This window comes from Nocardioides sp. SRI_004 (genome assembly GCF_057586415.1).
In genome coordinates this window covers 53,723-74,764 of sequence record NZ_JBYCZV010000018.1, presented here as the reverse complement: position 1 = coordinate 74,764, position 21,042 = coordinate 53,723, and the positions used below count along the sequence as shown (strand labels likewise).

23 protein-coding genes are annotated in these 21,042 nt (G+C 72.0%); 13 read left to right on the top strand and 10 right to left on the bottom strand.

Annotation, left to right across the window (positions count from 1 at the left end):
• Position 1: 1 nt before the first annotated feature.
• Positions 2 to 634, bottom strand: a complete 633-nt coding sequence (locus tag AC2YHB_RS21400; RefSeq protein ID WP_207009442.1) for a TetR/AcrR family transcriptional regulator — start codon at positions 632 to 634, stop codon at positions 2 to 4.
• Between the two features lie 73 nt (positions 635 to 707).
• Here AC2YHB_RS21400 and AC2YHB_RS21395 point away from each other — a divergent pair, with 73 nt between their 5' ends.
• The 3 genes from AC2YHB_RS21395 to ychF all read left to right on the top strand — a co-directional run bounded on the left by AC2YHB_RS21395 (position 708) and on the right by ychF (position 3,904).
• Positions 708 to 1,793 carry an oxygenase MpaB family protein gene (locus AC2YHB_RS21395; RefSeq protein WP_487354588.1) on the top strand — a complete coding sequence of 362 codons (1,086 nt, stop codon included), beginning with the start codon at positions 708 to 710 and terminating at the stop codon, positions 1,791 to 1,793.
• Positions 1,794 to 1,940: 147 nt separating this feature from the next.
• On the top strand, positions 1,941 to 2,762 hold the full coding sequence (locus AC2YHB_RS21390) for a zinc metalloprotease (RefSeq protein ID WP_036547990.1): 822 nt from the start codon (positions 1,941 to 1,943) through the stop codon (positions 2,760 to 2,762).
• A gap of 68 nt (positions 2,763 to 2,830) precedes the next feature.
• Positions 2,831 to 3,904 (top strand): redox-regulated ATPase YchF, encoded by a 1,074-nt coding sequence (gene ychF, locus AC2YHB_RS21385; protein ID WP_036547993.1) that lies wholly within the window; start codon positions 2,831 to 2,833, stop codon positions 3,902 to 3,904.
• Between the two features lie 41 nt (positions 3,905 to 3,945).
• Here the strand turns inward: ychF and AC2YHB_RS21380 are convergent, their stop codons facing one another.
• Entirely contained in the window at positions 3,946 to 5,145 is a 1,200-nt protein-coding gene (locus AC2YHB_RS21380) for a hypothetical protein (protein WP_487354587.1), read from the bottom strand.
• 48 nt (positions 5,146 to 5,193) lie between these two features.
• Here AC2YHB_RS21380 and AC2YHB_RS21375 point away from each other — a divergent pair, with 48 nt between their 5' ends.
• A complete protein-coding gene (locus AC2YHB_RS21375; RefSeq protein WP_487354586.1) occupies positions 5,194 to 5,826 on the top strand; it encodes a hypothetical protein in 633 nt (210 codons plus the stop codon).
• A gap of 9 nt (positions 5,827 to 5,835) precedes the next feature.
• On the opposite strand, the gene AC2YHB_RS21370 is transcribed toward AC2YHB_RS21375, so the two are convergent.
• On the bottom strand, positions 5,836 to 6,450 hold the full coding sequence (locus AC2YHB_RS21370) for a LysE/ArgO family amino acid transporter (protein WP_487354585.1): 615 nt from the start codon (positions 6,448 to 6,450) through the stop codon (positions 5,836 to 5,838).
• An 80-nt stretch (positions 6,451 to 6,530) separates the two neighbouring features.
• Between AC2YHB_RS21370 and AC2YHB_RS21365 the strand changes: the two genes are divergently transcribed.
• Both AC2YHB_RS21365 and AC2YHB_RS21360 read left to right on the top strand, forming a co-directional pair.
• Entirely contained in the window at positions 6,531 to 7,412 is an 882-nt protein-coding gene (locus AC2YHB_RS21365; RefSeq protein WP_487354584.1) for a LysR family transcriptional regulator ArgP, read from the top strand.
• A 9-nt stretch (positions 7,413 to 7,421) separates the two neighbouring features.
• Positions 7,422 to 7,772, top strand: a complete 351-nt coding sequence (locus tag AC2YHB_RS21360; protein ID WP_179649990.1) for a VOC family protein — start codon at positions 7,422 to 7,424, stop codon at positions 7,770 to 7,772.
• Positions 7,773 to 7,791: 19 nt separating this feature from the next.
• On the opposite strand, the gene AC2YHB_RS21355 is transcribed toward AC2YHB_RS21360, so the two are convergent.
• Complete coding sequence (locus tag AC2YHB_RS21355; RefSeq protein WP_487354583.1) at positions 7,792 to 8,151, bottom strand: hypothetical protein; 360 nt, start codon at positions 8,149 to 8,151, stop codon at positions 7,792 to 7,794.
• Positions 8,152 to 8,203: 52 nt separating this feature from the next.
• On the opposite strand from AC2YHB_RS21355, the gene AC2YHB_RS21350 reads away from it, so the two are divergent.
• From AC2YHB_RS21350 to AC2YHB_RS21340, 3 genes are all read left to right on the top strand, one after another.
• The gene (locus AC2YHB_RS21350; RefSeq protein WP_487354582.1) at positions 8,204 to 9,193 is read left to right on the top strand and encodes an SDR family NAD(P)-dependent oxidoreductase; all 990 of its coding nucleotides are present in this window, start codon (positions 8,204 to 8,206) and stop codon (positions 9,191 to 9,193) included.
• A 55-nt stretch (positions 9,194 to 9,248) separates the two neighbouring features.
• A complete protein-coding gene (locus AC2YHB_RS21345; RefSeq protein ID WP_179649994.1) occupies positions 9,249 to 9,899 on the top strand; it encodes a LysE family translocator in 651 nt (216 codons plus the stop codon).
• A gap of 70 nt (positions 9,900 to 9,969) precedes the next feature.
• Positions 9,970 to 11,781 carry a CocE/NonD family hydrolase gene (locus tag AC2YHB_RS21340; RefSeq protein ID WP_487354581.1) on the top strand — a complete coding sequence of 604 codons (1,812 nt, stop codon included), beginning with the start codon at positions 9,970 to 9,972 and terminating at the stop codon, positions 11,779 to 11,781.
• Between the two features lie 34 nt (positions 11,782 to 11,815).
• Here AC2YHB_RS21340 and AC2YHB_RS21335 read toward each other — a convergent pair whose 3' ends face one another.
• The 5 genes from AC2YHB_RS21335 to AC2YHB_RS21315 form a co-directional block, all read right to left on the bottom strand.
• Complete coding sequence (locus tag AC2YHB_RS21335; RefSeq protein WP_487354580.1) at positions 11,816 to 12,628, bottom strand: ABC transporter permease; 813 nt, start codon at positions 12,626 to 12,628, stop codon at positions 11,816 to 11,818.
• The gene (locus tag AC2YHB_RS21330) at positions 12,625 to 13,434 is read right to left on the bottom strand and encodes an ABC transporter permease (RefSeq protein WP_036548021.1); all 810 of its coding nucleotides are present in this window, start codon (positions 13,432 to 13,434) and stop codon (positions 12,625 to 12,627) included. Before AC2YHB_RS21330 ends, AC2YHB_RS21335 begins: the two co-directional genes overlap by 4 nt.
• Complete coding sequence (locus AC2YHB_RS21325) at positions 13,431 to 14,216, bottom strand: ABC transporter ATP-binding protein (protein WP_179649998.1); 786 nt, start codon at positions 14,214 to 14,216, stop codon at positions 13,431 to 13,433. Before AC2YHB_RS21325 ends, AC2YHB_RS21330 begins: the two co-directional genes overlap by 4 nt.
• 2 nt (positions 14,217 to 14,218) lie before the next feature.
• The gene (locus tag AC2YHB_RS21320) at positions 14,219 to 15,322 is read right to left on the bottom strand and encodes an ABC transporter substrate-binding protein (RefSeq protein ID WP_036548027.1); all 1,104 of its coding nucleotides are present in this window, start codon (positions 15,320 to 15,322) and stop codon (positions 14,219 to 14,221) included.
• 125 nt (positions 15,323 to 15,447) lie between these two features.
• Entirely contained in the window at positions 15,448 to 16,488 is a 1,041-nt protein-coding gene (locus tag AC2YHB_RS21315; RefSeq protein WP_487354579.1) for a hypothetical protein, read from the bottom strand.
• Positions 16,489 to 16,529: 41 nt separating this feature from the next.
• On the opposite strand from AC2YHB_RS21315, the gene AC2YHB_RS21310 reads away from it, so the two are divergent.
• Positions 16,530 to 16,811 carry a hypothetical protein gene (locus tag AC2YHB_RS21310; protein ID WP_036548031.1) on the top strand — a complete coding sequence of 94 codons (282 nt, stop codon included), beginning with the start codon at positions 16,530 to 16,532 and terminating at the stop codon, positions 16,809 to 16,811.
• A 12-nt stretch (positions 16,812 to 16,823) separates the two neighbouring features.
• On the opposite strand, the gene AC2YHB_RS21305 is transcribed toward AC2YHB_RS21310, so the two are convergent.
• Entirely contained in the window at positions 16,824 to 17,861 is a 1,038-nt protein-coding gene (locus AC2YHB_RS21305) for a hypothetical protein (RefSeq protein WP_487354578.1), read from the bottom strand.
• Positions 17,862 to 17,886: 25 nt separating this feature from the next.
• Here AC2YHB_RS21305 and mshB point away from each other — a divergent pair, with 25 nt between their 5' ends.
• From mshB to AC2YHB_RS21290, 3 genes are read left to right on the top strand one after another with little or no spacing between them, the layout of a single operon-like run.
• Positions 17,887 to 18,810: an N-acetyl-1-D-myo-inositol-2-amino-2-deoxy-alpha-D-glucopyranoside deacetylase gene (gene mshB / locus AC2YHB_RS21300; protein WP_487354577.1), complete on the top strand. Its 924-nt coding sequence runs from the start codon at positions 17,887 to 17,889 to the stop codon at positions 18,808 to 18,810.
• Positions 18,811 to 18,830: 20 nt separating this feature from the next.
• Entirely contained in the window at positions 18,831 to 19,196 is a 366-nt protein-coding gene (locus AC2YHB_RS21295) for a hypothetical protein (RefSeq protein WP_487354576.1), read from the top strand.
• 16 nt (positions 19,197 to 19,212) lie between these two features.
• Positions 19,213 to 21,009, top strand: coding sequence for a VanW family protein (locus AC2YHB_RS21290; RefSeq protein WP_487354602.1), 1,797 nt, complete (start codon positions 19,213 to 19,215; stop codon positions 21,007 to 21,009).
• The last annotated feature ends 33 nt before the right edge of the window (positions 21,010 to 21,042 follow it).

Here is a 21,042-nt window from a genome sequence, read left to right as displayed (position 1 = left end):
CTCAGGGCTGGGGGAGCGTGGCGCTCAGCAGGCCCTCGAGCGCGCCGACGAGGCGCTCCTTGTCGTACCTCTCGGGCTGGTCGAGCACCAGCCGCCCGAAGTGCTCGGCCGTGATCATCACCAGGTGCGCGAGCACGTCGACGTCGACGTCCGGGCCGCCGCGCCGCTCGAGGCCGACCTGGAGCGCGTCGGCGACGTAGCCGCGGATCAGCTCGCGGGTCGAGTCGATCCGGTCCCGCACGATCGCCGGTGCGTTCTGGGTCAGGCCGAGGACCGGGCGCCACACGTCGGGTTCGTGCTGCACGGCGTCGATCAGCCCGCCGGCGGCCGCCAGGACCCAGTCGTCGACGTCTCCTTCGAAGGTGCGCGCCGGCATCAGCTGCAGGGCCGAGGCCAGCGCTCGGCGCTGCGTGCGGTCGAGGAGGGCGTGGAGCAGGGGCTCCAGGCCGTCGTACGCCGCGTAGACGACGGGCCGCGTCACGTCGGCCTCCCGGGCGATCGCCTCGATGGTGACCCGGTCGTAGCCGTCGCGGACCAGCACGCGCAGCGCGGCGTCGAGCAGGTGCTCGCGGCGCTTCTCCACGGGGAGCCGCTTCGCGTAGCGCCGCTTGGGAGCCGGCGTGACGTCGTTCACGTGGTTGACAATATTCCACTGGTGTAAAGTTCGTGAACCTACGCAGGTGTAGCAATCAGATGAGGAGAGCCCGATGCTGGGTGTCCAGACCCGCAAGCAGATGCTCGCGAAGTACGAGCCGATGGCCGACTACGGCTTCCTCGGCCCCGACTCCGTCTCGTGGAAGGTGTGGTCGCACCCGACGTCGTACGTGCTCGGCTTCGCGCGTGCCGTCACGATCGAGCACTTCGACCCCAACCTGGCGGCCGCGGTCGTGCAGTCCGGCGGCGTGAAGTACCGGCCCTCGACCCGCTACGGACGCACCCTGCGCTACTTCGCGATGCAGCTCTTCGGCGGCGCCGAGCAGACCGCGAGGGCCGCCGACGTGCTGGTCAAGGTGCACTCGAAGGCGGTCGGCCACGACCCCGTCACCGGCAGCACGTACGACGCCAACAGCGCCTCGTCGCAGCTGTGGATCCACGTCACGGCGTGGCACTCCATCCTCAAGTGCTACGAGATGTTCGGCCCCGGCAGGCTCACGCCCGCCGAGGAGGACCAGTTCTGGGCGGAGTGCGCCGAGATCGCGAAGCTGCAGACGATCGACCCGGCGGAGGTGCCGGCCAACCGTGCCGAGGTGCACCGCTACTTCGAGGAGTGGCGCCCGCGGCTGGCCGCGTCCGAGGCCGCGCAGGACATGATCCACTTCATCATGCCGTTGTCGGTCGCGCTGCCGCCGAGCATGCCGGGCTGGCAGAAGAAGGCGCTCGCCCCGGCCATGTGGCTGATGAGCAAGGGCGTCATCTCGACGTACCCGCGGTACATGCGCGACATGGCCAACCTGCGCCAGGGTCGGGTCGTCGACCTGGTCGCGCTGGTCGGCAACAAGGCGTTGCACAAGCTCTTCGAGCGCTCGATGAACGCCCGGCTGGCGCTGTTCGACCTGCTCGCGCCGCAAGCCGTCGAGATCGCCGCGCCCGCGATCCTCGGGATCCCCCCGCGGAGCCCGCGGGTCTGGGGCGTGCGCGAGGCCCAGGAGCACTTCGGCTTCGCGATCCCGGCCGAGGCGCACCACGACGTCCGCGAGAAGCAGCGCGACCGCGTCTTCAACCAGGGCGTGAAGCCGTCCGACGAGGGCCTGGTCGAGTCCGAGCAGCACATCGGGACGATGCAGACCGCCTGACCGCACCCGTACGACGGACGCAGGGTCCGTGGCTCACATTCGTGCAGCCACGGACCCTGCGCGTTTCTGAACCGCAAGATCTCTTGTCGGCGGGAGTCGATCGGCGTTTCGATGTGGCAGTTCCACTCTCGGAAGAAAGGTTCTTGGATGTTCTCTACCCGGACCAGCAGGATCTCCGCCGGCGCAGCGTGTCTCGTGGCCGCGTTCGCCGGTGCCACCGTCTCCGCCGCATCGGCGAACGGCGACGGGTCGGCGATCCCGACCTACAAGGAGTTCAAGGCCTCGACGTACGTCGACGTCGACGGCGCCTATGTCGTCAACGGTGACGAGGCGATCTCGACCGACGGCGACCTCAAGAAGTTCTACGAGCGCCTCGTCGGGCCCGAGGACACCCAGGCCGACGGCCTGATCGTCAACACCGTCGGCGGCGTCGACGACAAGTGGAGCGCGTCCCAGGTCGCCAACCTGACCTACTGCGTCAGCACCAAGTTCGGCACCCGCCACGACGACATCGTCAACGCGATGGCTGCCGGCGCCGGTCTCTGGGAGGCCGCCTCGTCGAAGGTCAACTTCGTCTACGTCGCGGCCCAGGACGGCAGCTGCACCACCCGCAACAACAGCGTGCTGTTCTCGGTGGAGCCGGTCCAGACGTCGCAGTACATCGCCCGGGCGTTCTTCCCGAGCACGTCGAAGCGCCAGCGCAACGTCCTCGTCGACGACTCGATCTGGACCTCCGGCAACTGGGAGCCCGGCGACATCCTGGGCCACGAGCTGGGCCACACGCTCGGCTTCCGCCACGAGCACACCCGCCCCGAGTCGGGCACCTGCTTCGAGGACAACAACTGGCGCCCGCTGACGCCGTACGACTCCTCCTCGATCATGCACTACCCGCAGTGCAACGGCGGTTCGAGCGACCTGGAGTTCCAGGCGTCCGACGCCGCAGGGGTCCGCGCGCTCTACGGTTCGTGATCCTGCCGGCGAGGCGGCCCGATCGTTGATTCGGGCCGCCTCGTCGTACGGCCATAGAATCGCCGCCCGTGGCACTCACCATCGGAATCGTCGGTCTCCCCAACGCGGGCAAGTCGACGCTCTTCAACGCGCTGACCAAGAACGACGTCCTCGCGGCGAACTACCCGTTCGCCACCATCGAGCCCAACGTGGGCGTCGTCGGCGTGCCCGATCCGCGGCTCGCGCAGCTCGCCGAGATCTTCGGCTCCGAGCGCCAGCTGCCCGCCACCGTCGAGTTCGTCGACATCGCCGGCATCGTCCGGGGTGCCTCGCAGGGCGAGGGCCTGGGCAACAAGTTCCTCGCGCACATCCGCGAGTCCGCCGCCATCTGCCAGGTGACCCGCGTCTTCCGCGACGAGGACGTCACCCACGTCGACGGCGAGGTCAACCCCGGCAACGACATCTCCACGATCCAGACCGAGCTGATCCTCGCCGACCTCGAGACGGTCGAGAAGTCCGTCGTACGCCTCGAGAAGGAGTCGCGCAAGGTCAAGGAGCTGGTCGCCAACCTGGAGGCCGCCAAGGCCGCCAAGGAGGCGCTGGAGGCCGGTACGCCGATCATCGCCACCGACATCGACCGGACCCTGCTGCGCGAGCTCTCGCTGCTCACCGCCAAGCCGTTCATCTACGTCTTCAACTGCGACGCCGACGAGCTGGCCGACGAGGAGCTGAAGGCTCGCATGCGCGAGCTCGTCGCGCCGGCCGAGGCGATCTTCCTCGACGCCAAGTTCGAGTCCGAGCTGATCGAGCTCGACGACGAGGAGGCCGCCGAGTTCCTCGCCGAGGCCGGCGTCACCGAGCCCGGCCTCGAGGTCCTCGCCCGGGTCGGCTTCGACACCCTCGGCCTGCAGACCTACCTCACCGCCGGCCCCAAGGAGTCGCGCGCCTGGACGATCCCCAAGGGCGCCACCGCCCCGCAGGCCGCCGGCGTGATCCACACCGACTTCGAGAAGGGCTTCATCAAGGCCGAGGTCGTCTCCTTCGACGACCTCGTCGCCGCGGGCTCCATGGCCAAGGCCAAGGAGGCCGGCAAGGTCCGCATGGAGGGCAAGGACTACGTCATGGCCGACGGTGACGTGGTGGAGTTCCGCTTCAACGTCTGAGGACCGCCTCTGCCCGGACGTCTGGCCAGCCGCGCGTCAGCTCACTGCTCGCGCGAGCGCTGCTCGGCGAGCCAGGTGTGGTTGCTGATCGCCGCGCCGACCTCGGCGCGGAAGTCGCGACCGGTGCCGTCGCCGCGGCGGTACAGGTCGCGGGCGTGGTACGGCGACTCGGGCTGGTACGGCGCGCTCATGTGGATCCGCTCGGCGAGCTCGTCGAGGTACTGGTGGCCACGCCTGCGGTAGTCCTCGCGCTCGACGGCGCCCAGTTCGATCAACGCGGAGTCGTCGATGATCGCGCTGTAGGAGTAGCGCGCGTCCAGGTAGAGGGCGTCGCCCTGGCGGACCAGGAACCAGCCGCCCGGACGGTGGTCGACGTACTGCATCGCCTCCCTCGCCTGCTCCTGCCGGGCCCGTGACGCCCACTGCTCGACGGGCGGGATCCGCTCCATCGGCCGCTCCCTGGCCTCGTTCGGTCCGTGGTAGCCGAAGGTCGGCGGCCCGTCGCGGTGCAGCGTCAGGCAGATGACCCGGTGGCAGGTCCGGCAGGTCAGCTGGCTCTCCACGAGCCTCATCAGCCCCGAGGCGTGGAGCTCCTCGAGGTCGTCGAGCGGCACCCACGCCGGGTCCTGCTTGACCTGCTCCGCCGCCACGGCGGTCCGCAGCCGCTCCAGGGTCGCAGCCAGGTCGAGGCCGCCCTGCTCGTCGATCGCGGGCAGCGTGCTGCAGGCCGGGCACTCGTCGGCATCCGGCGGACGCACCCGTCCGGGCTGCCCGGCGGTGACGACGATGCTGACGAGGTGCCCGGGCTCCTTCCACGAGCCCTTGTCGCCGGCGTCGCCGAAGCGGAGTTGGGCGAAGCCGGCGCCGACCTTGAAGTACGGGCTGCGGAACCCGGAGAACTGGTCCTTCAGGCCGAACGCGGTCTCGACCTGCTTCAACGTCGCCGCGTTCGTGAGCCCGTCGACCCACGTCGACAGGTCGACCACCCCCGCACCGTCGGAGGGCGGCTTGGCGTGCAGGATCACGGCGAGCACCGCGCCGTCCTGGAGCACGATCTCGCCGCCCGAGGCGAAGCGCAGCCTGCGCACCTCGGTCGCGGGTACGCCGAGGCGGTGCTCCGTGACGTGGACGGGATCGTCACCGAAGGCGTGGAGGAGGCGGCGTACGGCGTCGTCCGCCTCCGTGCCGCCGAGGACGTCGACGAGGAGGGGAAGGCGGCTCCGAGTGGCCCACGGCTGCATGCAGGAACCGTAGGCCAGCGGGGCTGGGATCGCGGATAGGGTCGCCTCGTGCCCGTGACCCTCGCCGAGCTGCTCGTCGCCGACCCGCCCGAGGCCTGGCGGGCAGCCGGCTTCACCGTCGACGACGACGGGACCTGCCGGGTCGGGTCGGTCCGCATCCGGCTGCTCGGCGACGCGGCCGGCAAGGGCGTGGTGGGCTGGGCGTTGCGTGGGCTGCCGGAGGAGCGGGCCGACGTCGACGGCGTACCCACGACCGCGACGGACGAGCCCGCGGCAGAGCCGGCCGGCCACCCCAACGGTACGACGCACATCGACCACGTCGTCCTGCTGGCGCCGGACCTCACCCGAACCGTCGCGGCGCTCGGCGACATCGGCCTCGAGCCGCGCCGTGAGCGTGACGGCGAACTGGGTGGGGGCCCGGTGCGCCAGGTCTTCTACCGGCTGGGCGAGGTGATCCTCGAGGTGGTCGGTGCTCCGGGTGTCACGGGGGAGGGCCCGGCCACGATCTGGGGCCTCACCCACACGGTCGCCGACATCGACGCCGCGGCCGCGCTGCTGGGTGAGCACGCCGCGGCGGTCAAGGACGCCGTCCAGCCGGGCCGGCGGATCACGACCCTGCGCACCCGCGAGCTGGGGATGTCGGTCCGCACGGCGTTGATCTCGCCGCACGTGAAGCGCTGACCCGACCGATCACCCCGTCGCGAGCTTCCACGCCACGACGAGCATCGTCACCGCGATCGCGACCTCCAGCAGCTGCCACGCCCGCGGGCGGGCGAGCAGGGGAGCGAGGAGCCGGGCGCCGAAGCCGAGGCTGCAGAACCACAGCACGCTGCCGAGCGCCGCCCCGGCGCCGAACCACCAGCGCCCGGCGACCTCGCCGCCGTCGTGGGCGGCCGCGACCGAGCCGATGAGCAGGAGCGTGTCGAGGTAGACGTGCGGATTGAGCCAGGTGAGCGCGAAGGTCCGCGCGAGCACGCTGCGCCGGGTCTCGTCACGGTTGCCGTTCTGGGGCGCCAGCGACTCGGGGTGGAGGGCGCGGCGGAGGGAGCTGGCGGCGTACCAGACCAGGAAGGCGACGCCGAGCCAGCGGACCACGTCGATCACCCAGCCTGCGTGGTCGACCAGGGTGCCGATGCCGGCGATGCCGGCGGCGATGAGCACGGCGTCCGAGAGCGCGCAGACGAGGACGACGCCGCCGACGTGCGAGCGGAGCAGGCCCTGCCGCAGGACGAACGCGTTCTGCGCGCCGATGGCGACGATGAGGGAGAGCGCGGTCAGGAGGCCCGCGACGGCAGGGGCGATCACGGCTCGACCGTAGGTGCGTCATCGGATGCAGGCCAGCGAATCTTCCTAAGGAAGATGAAGCAGCGCTTAACCTGATCAGCATGCGCTTCGACCCCGCCCAGCTGGAGACGCTCGTCGCGATCTCGGAGGAGGGGACCTTCGAGGCCGCGGCCCGGCGGCTCCACGTCACGCCGAGCGCGGTCAGCCAGCGCGTGCGCGCGCTCGAGCAGGCGGCGGGCCAGGTCCTCGTCGGCCGTACGACGCCCGCCACCGTGACCGCGGCAGGGGAGCCGCTCGTCCGGCTGGGCCGGCAGCTGCGCCTGCTGGCGTCCGAGGCCGCTGCCACGCTGGGCGCCGGTGAGGTGGTCGAGCTCGCCGTCGCGGTCAACGCCGACTCGCTGGCGACCTGGCTGCGCCCGGTGCTGCGCGCCGTGGCGACCCTGCCGACGGTCGCGCTGCGGCTGAGGATCGAGGACCAGGGCTACTCGCACGACCTGCTGCGGCGTGGTGACGTGCTCGCCGCGGTCACGGCCGAGGGGGCGCCGGTGCAGGGCTGTGCGGTCGAGCCGCTGGGCCGGCTGCGCTACACCCCGGCGGCCGCCCCCTGGCTGGTCGACCGGCACCGGCGCGGGCGGTCGGTCGACTGGGCGCGCATCCCGATGGTCGTGTTCAACGAGAAGGACCACCTCCAGGACGAGGTGCTGGCGGCCCACGGCGCCACCCGGCCGCCGGTCGTGCACCGGGTGCCGAGCACGGCCGACTTCCACGAGGCGGTCCGCGCGGGGCTGGGCTGGGGCATGATCCCGGCCCCACAGCTGGAGCCCGACCGGGCCGACGGCCTGCTGGTGCGGCTGCCCGGCGGGCGGCCGGTCGACGTACCCCTCTTCTGGCAGCGGTGGCGCCTCGACAGCCCGGCGCTCGCCGCGCTGTCCGACGAGGTCCGCGCCGCCGCGGCTCTGGGCCTCGGGCCGCGGCGTCCCTAAGGTGGCGGCATGGCAAGCGTCGACCTGTTCGCCGGCATCCCCGTCACCGACCACGAGCGTGCGGTCGACTGGTACACGCGGCTCCTCGGCGAGCCGCCGTCCTTCCTGCCCAACGACATCGAGGCGGTGTGGGAGCTCGCGGACCACCGCTACGTCTTCACCGAGCTCCTGCCCGAGCACGCCGGCCACGCCCGGCACACGCTGTTCGTCGACGACCTCGACGGCTGGGTCGACGCGATCGCGGACCGTGGCATCGAGGCCGCCACGAGCGAGACCTACGACAACGGCGTGCGCAAGGTGACCTACCGCGACCCCGACGGCAACGAGATCGGGTTCGGCGGGGAGTCCGCGGCCGCCTGAGCGTGGATGGCGGTCGGGCTCAGGCGCTGCGGGTGGCGCGGTCGTGCGCCTCGCGCACCAGCTCCACCACGGAGCGGCCGATCCGGGTGAGGCCGAGCCGCTTCTGCAGGTCGATCCACATGGCCGCGTCCAGCGCGTCGGTCGCCAGTCGGCGCAGCTCGTCGGCATCGAGCTCGCCCGCGTCCCCGTCGCCGGCGTCGAGGGTGGCGCTGAACACCGGCTCCGCCCCGTCGAGGCACCAGGTCCGGATCAGCCCGAAGCGCGGCCCCTCGTGCAGCCAGGCGCCGGCGTCGTCGTACGCGTGCTCGGCGGCGCTGGTGACGCACCACGGCGGGCAGTCGGGGGCGCTGGTCGTGCGCGACGGGTCGGCCGGGTCCATGCCTGCCTGATCGGCAGCCCGGAGGCCTTGTTGACCTCTCTAGGGTCGGGACATGGGAATCGGCTCGACCCTCGCCAAGGTGGCGGACGCCTCGCTCGACCGGACGGTGCTCCTCGGCTACACGCGGGTGGGCGCCGGCCTGCGCGCCGCCTGGTGGCCGGCCGACCCCGAGCCGGGCGCGCTCGAGGGGCGCCGGGTCCTCGTCACCGGTGGCACCTCGGGCATCGGCAGGGCTGCTGCGGTGGGCTACCTCCGGCTCGGCGCGACCGTCCACCTCCTGGGGCGGAACCAGGCCAAGGTCGCCGCCACGGTCGCCGACCTGCGCTCGGTCGTCCCGTCCGGAGAGGTGGTGGGCGAGACTTGCGACGTCGGCGACCTCGACGACGTCCGGCAGTGGTCGGCAGGGCTGCTCGCACGGGTGGACCGGCTGGATGCGGTCCTGCACAACGCCGGCACGATGACCGGTGATCGCCGCGAGACGAGCCCGCAGGGACACGAGCTCACCCTCGCGGTCCACGTGCTCGGACCGCACCTGATGACCTCGCTGCTCGGGGCAGCGCTGCTGGCGTCAGAGGCGCCGAGCGTGGTGTGGATGAGCTCGGGCGGCATGTACGGCGCGCGCCTGCACGCCGACGACGCCGACGACATCGAGTACCGCACCGGGGCCTACGACGGCGTGCGGGCCTATGCCCGCACCAAGCGGATGCAGGTCGTGCTCGCGCAGGAGTGGGCGCGGCGCACGGCGGAGCACCCGGTCCTGTTCGCGAGCATGCACCCCGGGTGGGCCGCCACCCCGGGGGTCAGCGAGCACCTCCCGCGCTTCGAGCGGCTCACGCGCCCGCTCCTCCGCACGCCCGAGGAGGGTGCGGACACCGCCGTGTGGCTGGTGGCGACCCGGCCCGACTCCCGTCCGCCGCACTTCTGGCACGACCGTGCGCTGCGTCCGGTCGTGTTCCCCGGCCAGCGTCCGCCTCCGGCCGAGGCCGTACGACGGCTGGCCGAGCACGTCACCGACGCGGCCGGGGCGCCCTTCGTGCTGTGAGCAGGCGGCGCGAATCGGCTCGCGCGAGGGCCGGCTGTTGTCGGACAATGCCTGCATGCCGTCGACCAGCCAGCTCGCCGCCTTCGCGGTCGCCTCGTTCCTGTTCATCCAGGTGCCGGGGCCGAGCCTGCTGTTCACGATCGGCCGCGCGCTGACGGTCGGTCGTCGCGACGCGCTGCTGTCGGTCGTGGGCAACGCGCTCGGCCTGGTCGCCCAGGTCGTGCTCGTGGCGGTCGGCCTCGGGGCGGTCGTCGCTGCGTCGGCGACCGCGTTCACCGTGCTCAAGCTCGCGGGCGCGGCCTATGTCGCCTACCTGGGCATCCAGGCGATCCGGCACCGTGGCGACGCCCGGGCCGCGCTGGCGGCTGCCGACGAAGGCGCCGACGTGTCGCGCCCGAGCAGCAGCCTGGCGTCGGTGCGCACGGGCTTCCTCGTCGGCGCCACCAACCCCAAGACGATCGTCTTCTTCGTCGCCTTCCTGCCGCAGTTCATCGACGACGGGGCCCCTGCCGCGCCGCAGCTGCTCCTCCTCGGCGTCCTGTTCGGCACGATGGCGGTGTGCTCCGACGCCTGCTGGGCGCTGGTCGCCGGCCGGGCGCGCGACTGGTTCGCCCGCAAGCCGCAGCGCCTCGACGGCCTGGGGGCTGCCGGCGGCGTGATGATGGTCGGCCTCGGCGCCGCGCTGGTGACGACGAACAACCACTGAGCAGACCGGGGGCGCGGCCCCGGAGGCTACTGGCGCGTAACCACGCCGTCGTACGCCTCGTTCTCCCGGTGTGAAGCGCGTCACATCAGCCCTGGTCGCCACCCTCGCCGCGGTGCTCGTCGCCGCCGGCCTGCTCGTCCCGGCGCCGTCGGCGCACGCGGCCGACCCGTTCACCGTCACCACGCTGCACTTCAAGGTCATGGTGGGTCCGGACAACGGCACGACCTGCGACATCGTGGGCGACGTCTACGTCCCCAACGGTGCGAGCAGCCTCAACCGGGTGCCCGCGGTGCTGACGACCAACGGCTTCAACGGCTCGAAGAACGACCAGGCGCCCACGGCGAAGGCGCTCGCCTCGCGCGGGTACGCCGTGCTGTCGTACTCGGGCCTCGGTTTCGGCGGCTCGAGCTGCGTCATCACGCTCGACGACCCCGACGTCGACGGCAAGGCGGCCAGCCAGCTGGTCAGCTATCTCGGCGGCCGCACCGGCATCGCCTTCCTCGACAAGGAGCACACGCAGCCCGCGCCGGCGCTCACCGTCGTGCAGAAGGACGCCCGCGACCACAAGGGCGTCGCGCGCACCGACGACCCGCGCGTCGGGACCTTCGGCGGCTCGTACGGCGGCGGCTTCCAGTTCGCGGTCGCATCCGTGGACGCCCGGGTCGACGCGCTCGTCCCGCTGATCACCTGGAACGACCTGAGCTACAGCCTCGACCCCAACAACACCGCGCAGACCTCGGGCGTCTCCACCTCGACCCCCGGCGCGGCCAAGCTGATGTGGGCCCTCGGCTTCTCCGCGACGGGCGCCACCGGCGACGTGCAGAACCAGCAGGTCCCGCCGGACGCGGTGCCCTGCCCCAACTTCGCCGCGTTCGTCTGCCCGGCGCTCGTCACGGCCGGGACCACCGGCTACCTCCAGCCGGGCGACATCGCCTCGCTGCGGCACGCGTCCGTGGCGTCGTACGTCGCGAAAGTGCGGGTGCCGACCCTGCTCGTCCAGGGCCAGCGCGACACCCTCTTCAACCTCAACGAGGCCACGGCGACCTACCGCGCGCTGCAGGCGCAGGGCACCGAGACCAAGATGATCTGGATGCTCGGCGGGCACTCCGGCGCGAGCGCACCCGGCGAGGTCAGCTGGGACGACCCGTCCGCCGGCTACCTCAGCACCCGGGTGCTGCAGTGGTACGAGCGCCACCTCAAGGGCAAGGCGGTCAGCACCGGTCCCGAGTTCGCCTACTTCCGCGACTGGGTCGCCTACTCCGGCAACGCCACGCCCGCCTACGCGACGTCGTCCGCCTTCCCCGTGGGAGTACGACGGACCTGGCGCCTGTCGGGCGCCGGCTCCCTCGTGACCGGTACGACGGCGACCGCTCCGGGCTCGCAGTCGTTCGTCACGACCGCGGCGGGCCTGCCCACCCGGCTGGACGAGATGGACGTGTTCGGCAGCTTCACCGCCCCGGTGACCGATCTCGTCACCGACCAGCCCGGCACCTTCGCGAGCTGGTCGACACCGGCCCTGACGGCGCCGTTGCGGGTCGCGGGCTCGCCGACGGTGCGGATCCAGGTCGGCGCCCCGAGCGCGGCGCTGACCCAGGCGCTCGGTCCGGCCGGGCAGCTGGTGCTCTTCGTGAAGGTCGTCGACGTCGCCCCCGACGGCACCGCGCGGCTGATCAACGGGCTCGAGGCGCCGGTGCGGGTCCCCGACGTCACCAGGCCGTTCACGGTGCAGGTGCCCGCGATCGTGCACGAGTTCGCGGCCGGCCACCGGCTGCGGCTGGTCGTCGCGGGCGGCTCGGTCAACTACCGCGGTGGCCTGGTGGCGACGCCGGTGTCCATCGCGTCCGGCTCGGCGCAGACGCTCAGCCTGCCGATCGTCCCCTGACCGGTCCGGGCTGGAGCGGTCCGGGCTGGAGCGGTCAGGGCTGCTGCTGGGACATCCCCATCCGCGCCAGCACGACGTTCTCGAGCAGCTGCACGAGGTTGTAGAGCAGCAGCGTGATCGCGGTGATGATCGCGACCGACGCCCAGAGGTCGTCGAACTTCGCCGCCGCACTGAACTTCTGGATCGAGCCGCCGATGCCCTTGCCCGTCGAGAGCCACTCGGCGAGCAGCGCGCCGGTGACCGCGCCGGGCACGGAGACCCGGGCGGCGGCGAACAGGGAGGGCAGGGCGCCGGGGATCGCGACCTTGCGCAGCGCGGTGGCGTTGCCGCCGCCGTACACGTGGACCAGGTCGAGGCTCTCCCTGCTGGCCCGGCCGAGCCCGAAGAGCGCCGAGGCGAGGGCCGGGAAGAGCACCACGATGCTGCCGATGACCGCCACCGAGGCGGTCGTGCCGCGGCCGGTGATCAGGATGATGACCGGCGAGATCGACACCAGCGGGACGCTGCGCAGGAGCAGGGCGAGGGGGAGCACCCCGGCCTCGACGGTCTTCGACAGCGAGAACGCCCCGGCGAGCGCGACGGCGATGGCCATGCCGACGCCGAAGCCCAGCCCCGCGTCGCGCAGGGTCTGCGTGGTGAGCGGGCGCAGCGCGTCGCGGTGGTCCGCGGCCAGCCGGCCCGGCGCGGCGCCGGCCTCGTCGACGAACAGGAACCGGAAGACGTCCAGGGGTCCCTTGGCGACGTACGGGGAGACGCCGGCGAAGCTGACCACGGCCTGCCAGAGCGCGAGGACCACGAGCACGGTGACCAGCGCGTTGAGCAGCGAGCGCCCGATCGCGCGGCTCATGCGGTGCCCCGTCCCGACACCCACGGGGTGACCAGCCGGGCCAGCAGGCCGAAGGCGGCGTAGCCCGCCAGCGCAACGAGGGCGCACAGCAGGAAGACCGCCCAGACCCGGACCGAGTCGAGCTGGCCCTGCAGCCGGATCAGGGTGATGCCCACGCTGCGGTCGGTCGCGCCCATGTACTCCCCGAGCACCGCGCCGAGCAGCGAGGTCGGCACGGCCACCTGCAGCGCGTTGAGGACCGCGGGCAGCGCCGCGACGAGGCGCACCTTCACCAGCTGCCGCACCCGGCCGCCGCCGAAGACCCGGACGACGTCCAGGCTCGCCCGGTCGGCGGCCTTGAAGCCGAGCAGGGCGCCGACGACGGTGGTGAAGAAGACCGAGAGCGCCGCGAGGAAGATCGCCGTCGTCGACGGGTCGCCGGGCTCCGTGGCGCCGCCGAGGGCGACGATCGAGATGCCGCCGACCGCCACGAGCGGCAGGCAGTAGGACACGACGGCGACCTGGACCACGATCGGCTCGATCCGCGGCACCAGCAGCACCGTCGCGGCGAGCAGCAGGGCGAGCCCGTTGCCCCAGAGGAAGCCGACCGCCGCCTCGTGAACGGTGACCGAGAAGAAGTCCCAGTACGCCGACAGGCCGTCGTCGAGGATCTGGCGGCCGACCGCGAGCGGCGACGGCACGGGGTCGTACGTCGTCCCGGGGTCGGGCCGGAAGGCGAGCACCGAGAACAGCCACCACGCCAGGACCAGGCCGACGGTGCCGAGGATGCTGGCCAGCCAGCCCGGCACCCGGCGCGACGGGTTCACGACTCGGCGTCCGCGCGGCCGTCGGCGCCGAACAGCAGCTCGGACGCCTGGTCCACCAGGGCGTGGAACTCCGGCGTGCGCATCAGGTCCGGCGTGCGGGGCCGCGGCAGGTCGACGTCGATGATCGCCTTGATCCGGCCGGGCCGCGGCGACATCACCGCCACCTGGTCGGAGAGGAAGATCGCCTCCGAGATGCCGTGCGTGACCAGCAGCGTGGTCGCCGGCTTCTCGGTCCAGATCCGCAGCAGCTCGAGGTTGAGGTTCTGCCGCGTCATGTCGTCGAGCGCCCCGAACGGCTCGTCGAGCAGCAGCACCGACGGCTTGAGGGCGAGCGCCCGGGCGATCGAGACGCGCTGGCGCATGCCGCCGGAGAGCTGGGCCGGCTTGCTGTCCTCGAAGCCGCGGAGCCCGACGAGCGCGATCAGCTCGTCGACGTACTCCTTGTCGACGTCGCGCCCGGCGACCTCGAACGGGAGGCGGATGTTCTTCGTGACGCTGCGCCACGGGAGCAGCGCGTGGTCCTGGAAGGCGATGCCGAGCTCGCTGTCGCGGCGCAGCTCGGCCGGGGTGCGGCCGTCGACGAGCGCGGTGCCGGACGTCGGGTGCTCGAGGTCGGCGAGGATGCGCAGGATCGTCGACTTGCCGCACCCCGAGGGACCGAGCAGGGCCAGGAACGAGCCCTGCCCGGTGTGGAGCTCGGCGCCCTCCAGTGCGGTCACGGTGCGCCCGCGGCCCGCCCTGAAGGTCTTCGAGAGCCCGGAGACGTGGATGCCGGTCGCCATCGTCAGGGGAGGTACTTCTTCAGCTCGGGCTGCTCCTCGTAGATCTCGTCGATGATGCTCGTGTCGAAGAGGTCGTCGACGCTGACCTCCCAGCCGGCCGCCTTCAGCGAGGCGACGGTCTGCTCCTTGAGCTCGTCGGTGATCGTGAACAGTCCGTTGGCCTCGGTGTCGGCGGTGGAGATCAGCAGCTTCTCCGCCTCCAGGCCCATCCCGGTCTTCTTCGGGTCGAGCGCGCCGAAGGTCGCCTCGAGGCCGTCGGCGTTGTCGGACGCGGCCCTGTTGTAGAACTCCGTGATCAGTCCGACGGTGTCGTCGGTGGAGTTCTTGAAGACGTCGGTCCAGCCCTTGATCTCGGCGATCAGGAAGTCCTTGAGGAGCGCCTTGTTCTCGGCGAGGTACTGGTCGGTGACGCTGAACGTCTCGGCGACGTAGGGGACCCCGTTGTCGGCGTACGGCAGGTTGGTGACCTCGTGGCCGGCCAGCTCGACGGTGATCGCCTCGTTGGTCAGGTAGGCCATGAAGCCGTCGACCTTGCCCTCCATCAGCGGGGTCGGGTCGAAGTCGACGGGCACGACCTCGACCTCGTCCTTGGAGATGCCGTTGGCGTTGAGGATCGCCTCGAAGACGCTGGCGTTGGAGTCCTGGACGCCGATCTTCTTGCCCTTGAGGTCGGCGGGCGTCTTGATGTCCGCGCCGTCCTTGAGGGACAGGATGGTGAACGGGTTCTTCTGGAAGGTCGCGCCGATGATCTTCAGCGGTGCGTCCTCGTTGGCGATCGCGGCGCCGATCGACGCGGCGTCGCTGAGCGCGACCTGGACCGTGCCGCTGAGCAGCTTGGCGACACCGGTGTCGGGGCCGGAGATCCCGCTGACCTTCGAGAAGCCGGCGTCGGCGTAGTAGCCCTTGTCCTCGGCGTAGAACTCGCCGGCGAACTCCTCGTTCTTGATCCACGAGTACTGGACGCTGATGTCACCGTGGCCGTCGCCGCCACCGTCCGAGGCGTCGTCGCTGCCGCACGCCGCGAGGCCGACCAGGCCGACGACGGATGCCGTGGCGGCGGCGAGGGCGCGGAGGCCGCGGCGGGAACGGGTGGACGCGTGGGTCATGGGGGTCTCCTGTGGGCTGGTGCCTGCCACCGAGAAGCAACGGGGACGTTGCCTGCACGGCGACGCTAGGAGACCGGGATTTCAGCGCCGGGTCGGACGGTTTCGGGGAGGTTAAGTTCCCGGTGTCAGCGCCCCAGGCTGCTGCGCCTCATCGCGAAAACCCAGCGCCGGTGCGGGTGCTCGGTGACCGACCACAGCGACTCCGTCTCCGGCCACCAGACCAGGTCCTCGGGGCCGATCGGGGTGGCCCACCGCAGCTCGCGGAAGCGGCCCGGGGCGCCGACGAACATCGAGCCCGGGAAGAGCGGCGTGCGCGAGGCGGTCGCGTAGTAGGTGCCGTCGACGACGGAGACGCCCTGCATCCGGGCCTGGCCCCGGTCGTCGATCTCCGGCACGTAACGTCCCTCCGCGTCGCCGACGAGGAGCTGCGTCGCCGGGTCGAGGGCGAAGCGGGCGATCCGCCGGGTCTGCTTCAGCGAGCCGTACTCGCCGACGACCAGCGCCGGGTCGGCCGCGCTGCGGTCGACGGTGAAGAACGAGAAGCGCAGCCGCGTCGTACCCTCCTCGTTCTGGCCGCGGTAGACGAAGCGCACGGGCAGCACGTAGCGGTGCCCGAAGGTCTCGTACGACGACCCGGCGGGCACCCGCAGGATGTCGTCCATCCGGCAGGTGAAGAGTCCCTTGCCGGTGCCTCCGACGTGCAGGTAGCCGCCGTGCCACACGATGCCGCCCGCGTGCACCTTCAGCGGGCCGAGGCCGGGCACACCGTCCTTCAGCGTCGGCGTCACCAGCAGCACGTGCGCGTAGCGGCGGCGCTCGACGTCGACGATGCTGATCCGCGAGCCCTGGCCCTGCTTGGAGTACCACGACGTCGCGAGCACGTCGTGGCCGTGCCGCTCGCGGAAGCCCGTCGCCACCGACGTGGTGATGCCCTGCGGCATCCAGGTCGGGTCGCGCCGGTCGTGGCCCTCCCACGTGTAGGCACGGGAGACCTTGCGGCCGAGCAGGCGCGGCGTCGGCGCGAAGGTGCGGCGCAGCCGCCGGGCGAGGTCGGGCGCGAGGCCGCTGATCCCGACCCGTCCGCCGCCGTCCGCGGCGAGGGCCGCGGCCAGGGCGTCGATCTCGGCGACGTTCTCCTCGGTGCGGGTCAGGTGCAGTCCGGCCACGGGCGTCACGGTAGCCGAGGTGCCTGCGTCATCATGGGCACGTGAGGGGCATCTTCTTCGACGAGGAGCAGGCGCGTTCGGCCGCCGCGGCGCTGGTGCGGGGCGGGTACGCCGCCGAGGTGGTCCGCGAGCGCCTGGCCGGCGAGGACGACGACGAGGACCACCCGTGGGCCGTCGTCACGGACGCCCCGGAGATCCAGCTCGACATGCTGGTCGAGATGTACGACGGCTGGCTGGACTACGACGACGAGGCGGAGCCGGCGGCACCGCCGCTCGTCCTGCCGCTCCCCGACCAGCCGAAGCGGATCAAGCGCCCGGAGTAGTCACCGGGCGGGTCACTTGCCGAGCGGGCAGGCGAACGGGCCGTCGGCCCGGGACCACGCCTGCACCATCGCCCGCCGGTCGTCGAAGGAGCCCTCGGCGGTCACGGCGTCGCCGTCGGCCTGCACGTCGAGGCCGACGTCGAAGCCCCGCGTCGAGGCGCGCTCGTCGAGATAGGTCTCGAGCCCCTTCGCGTCGCTCTCGGCGTCGTTGTCGTCGCCGAAGAGGCGCACGGCCGTCACTGCGTCCGGGTCGGCGAACAGTGCCTCGCCGCGGTCGGGGTGGGACAGGCCCTCGAACTCCTGGGCGGCCTGCTCGGGCGTCACCCGGTCACCGAGACCGCACAGCCCCTCGAGGCTGAGCGCCGCGAACTCGAGGTCGCCGGCGTCCGGGGCACGGTCGAGCAGGTCGTCGAAGCTGCCCTCGTCGGACAGCGAGTCCTCGTCGTCGTTGGCGACGTCGATCGCGAGCTCGACGGCGCCGGACAGCACGAGGTGCTCGTCGGGGACGAGCGCGAGCGAGGTCAGGATGCCGGGGTAGCGGCCGCCGTACAGGCCGCTCTCGTCGGCGCTCTCCAGCGAGGTCTCGAAGGTCTCGACGTCACCCGACGTGCCGTGCTCGTAGCCGGCGTCCTCGAGGTCGTCGGCGATCTTGCCGAAGTCGACGTCGTCGTCCAGCTTCCAGACCCGGACCCGGCCGTCGTCGACGGAGGTCCCGGATGCCTCCCACTCGACGTCCAGGTCGCTGAACGCGGCCTCCTGCATGACGGCGACCCACGCGCTGAGCTCGGTGCCGTAGCCCTCGTCCTGCTGGGCCCGGCCCCAGTCGGCCAGCTCGTCCTCGGAGGCCGGGGTCGCCAGGTCGTCGAGGTCCAGCCGGTCGTCCATGGCCGCGCGGTCGGTGAAGGTGAGCGCGGTCGTGGACGCCGGCAGGTACTCCAGCGCGTCCTCGACGGGCGTGCTCCCGTCGAGCAGCCCGCAGCCGGCGAGGCCGCTCGAGAGCAGGGTGAGCGCGGTGGTGACCACGGCGAGGCGCCCGAGAGAGTGCGTCATGGAGACCATCATTACGCTCGATCTCATGACCGACACCCCGGCCCACCGGTTGCTGCTCGTCCACGCCCACCCCGACGACGAGTCGATCGGCCAGGGCGCCACGATGGCGAAGTACGTCGCCGAGGGTCGCGGCGTCACCCTGGTCACCTGCACCGCGGGGGAGATGGGCGAGGTCCTGGTGCCCGAGCTGGTCCACCTGGCGGCGGACCAGGAGGACCGCCTCGGCGAGCACCGCCGGGACGAGCTCGACGCCGCCATGAAGGCGCTGGGCGTGACCGACCACCGCTTCCTCGGCGGCTTCGGCACCTACCGCGACTCCGGGATGAAGTGGCACGAGAAGGGCCACGCCGTCGCTGCCGACGACGTCCACGAGAACGCCTTCTGGAACGCCGACCTCACCGAGGCCGCCAACCACCTCGTCGCCGTCATCCGTGAGGTCCGGCCGCAGGTGCTCGTCACCTACGACGAGTTCGGCGGCTACGGCCACCCGGACCACATCCAGGCCCACCGGGTCGCGATGTACGCCGCCCAGCTGGCCGCCGCGCCGTCGTACCGGCGCGACCTGGGGGAGGCCTGGGAGATCGCGAAGATCTACTGGGGCGCGATGTCGGAGAGCCGGGTCCGCGAGAGCCTGCGCCGCCTCCGCGAGGCCGGTGACACGACGACCTTCGAGGGGATGGACCCCGACGGCGACCTGCCGCCGATCTTCCGCCCCGACGAGGACATCTCGTGCGAGGTCGACGCGAGCGCCTACGTCCCGCAGAAGCTCGACGCGCTGCGCGCGCACGCCACCCAGATCACCACCGACGGGCCCTTCTTCGCGCTGTCCAACAACAAGGGCGCGGAGGCCTTCGGTCGCGAGCAGTACCGCCTCGTCAAGGGCGCGGCCGGCGAGACCGACGCCGAGCGCGGCTGGGAGACGGACCTCTTCGCGGGCATCCCCGCCTGACCCGGACCCGGTACGACGCCATGGCGCACCTGCGGCGCGCACCGCTCGCCGTCCTGTGCCTCCTCGGCGGTGCGGCCGTCTCGACCTGCGCCGTGCTGCTGCACGACTACGCGTGGGGCCTGGTCCTGGGCGTGGTGACCACCTTCGCGCTGCTGGTCGCCCTGCCGCCGGGCTGGTGGTCGCGGCTGTCCTTCGCGGTCGGCTGGGTGGTCGTGCTGTGGCAGGCGACCACCGAGCGTCCCGAGGGGGACTACCTCGTGTCGTCCGACGCGTCCGGCTACGCCCTGCTGCTGGTGGGGATGGTCGTCCTGGCGGGCGGCTTCGTGGGTCTGGTGCGCCGCGGCCGCCCCGCCGGGGATTCAGGAGGAGTGGAGACGGCTCCCTAGGATGGCGCCCGTGGGCATGTGGGAGGACGTCGCGCAGGACGCCGGCAGCACCAAGCGGGAGCGCCCGGGCGGCCGCCTGGTCGCCGTGGTCGTCGTGGTGCTCCTCCTCCTGGTGGGCGGCGGGTACGCCGCCGCGCACGCCGTGGCCGCCGACAAGGTCCCACCGGGCACGAAGGTGTCCGGCGTCGACGTGGGTGGCCTGACCCGGGCCGACGCGCTCGAGAAGCTCGAGGACGCCTTCGGGCCGCGCAGCGAGGTCCCCATCGCCGTCACCGTCGAGCACCGCCTGCCCGGCGGCGACGAGGGCTCGGAGGCCGCGAGCATCGAGCCCGCCGACATCGGCCTGGCGGTCGACTACGAGGCGTCCCTCGACGCGGCGGGTGCCGAGTCGAGCTGGAGCCCGGGTCGGCAGTGGGACTACTTCACCGGCGGCGACGACGTCGACGCCGTGGTCACCCTCGACGAGGACCGCTTCGAGGACCGGCTGACCCAGGCGGCCCAGGGCCTGGGCACGCCGCCGAAGGACGGGCAGGTGAGGTTCACCGCCGACGGCGTCGAGACGTCCGCGCCGGTCCCCGGCGAGGCGATCGACGCCGGCGCCGCCCGCGAGGCGATCACCGACGCCTTCCTCGCCGGCGAGGACGCCGTCGACCTCGCCGTCACGATGGCCGAGCCCGAGATCGACGCCGCCGACGTGGAGCGGGCGGTGAAGGAGTTCGCCGAGCCGGCGATGTCCGCCCCGGTCACCCTCGTCTTCGGCGAGAACGACGTGCGGCTCACGCCCAAGCGCTTCGCCTCCGTGCTGTCGATGAAGGCCGAGGACGGCGAGCTGGTGCCCGTCGTCGACGAGGCGCGGCTCGCGAAGCTCGTCGACAGCGCGACCGCCGACGGCAAGCCCGTCGACGCCACGGTGCGGATCGTGAAGGGCAAGCCTCGCGTCGTACCCGCCAAGCCGGGGGTGGAGTTCGACCCCGCCGACGTGGCCGAGGTCTTCACCGGCCTGCTCACCGCCGACGGCGACGCGCGCAGCGGCGAGGTCGAGGCCGAGGTGACCGATGCGGAGTTCACCACCCAGGACGCGAAGGACCTCGGCATCATCGAGAAGGTCTCGCAGTTCTCGACGTTCTACCCCCACGCCGACTACCGCAACACCAACATCGGCCGCGCGGCCGAGCTGATCGACGGCACGATCCTCAAGCCCGGCGAGGAGTTCTCGCTCAACGGCATCGTGGGCGAGCGCACCCGCGAGAACGGCTTCACCGAGGGCTACGTCATCAGCAACGGCATCCTGAAGCTGGACCTCGGCGGCGGCGTCTCGCAGCTGGCCACGACCACCTTCAACGCGATGTTCTTCGCGGGCCTCAAGGACATCCAGCACAAGCCTCACTCCTTCTACATCGACCGCTACCCGGTCGGCCGCGAGGCCACCGTGGCGTGGCCGACCGTCGACCTGCGCTTCCAGAACGACACCGACCACGGCGTCCTCATCCACGCCTGGGTCGAGCCGAGCGACTACTCGCGCCAGGGCAAGGTGACCGTGCAGATGTGGTCGACCAAGGTCTGGGACATCGACTCGAAGACCTCCGACCGCTACGCCTACGTGGGCCCGGCCACGCGGACCCTGACGACGCCCGACTGCGAGCCGCACACCGGCTCCTCGGGCTTCCAGGTCGACGTGACGCGGATCTTCCGCAAGCACGGCGAGTCGGTGATCGACCACACCGAGAAGTTCCACACCGACTACACGCCGGCCGACACGGTCATCTGCAAGAAGCCCGGGCCGCCGCCGCCCGAGGACCCCGACGAGGGCTGAGCCGCTCAACCCGGGTCTCCCGCTGCCGAAGGG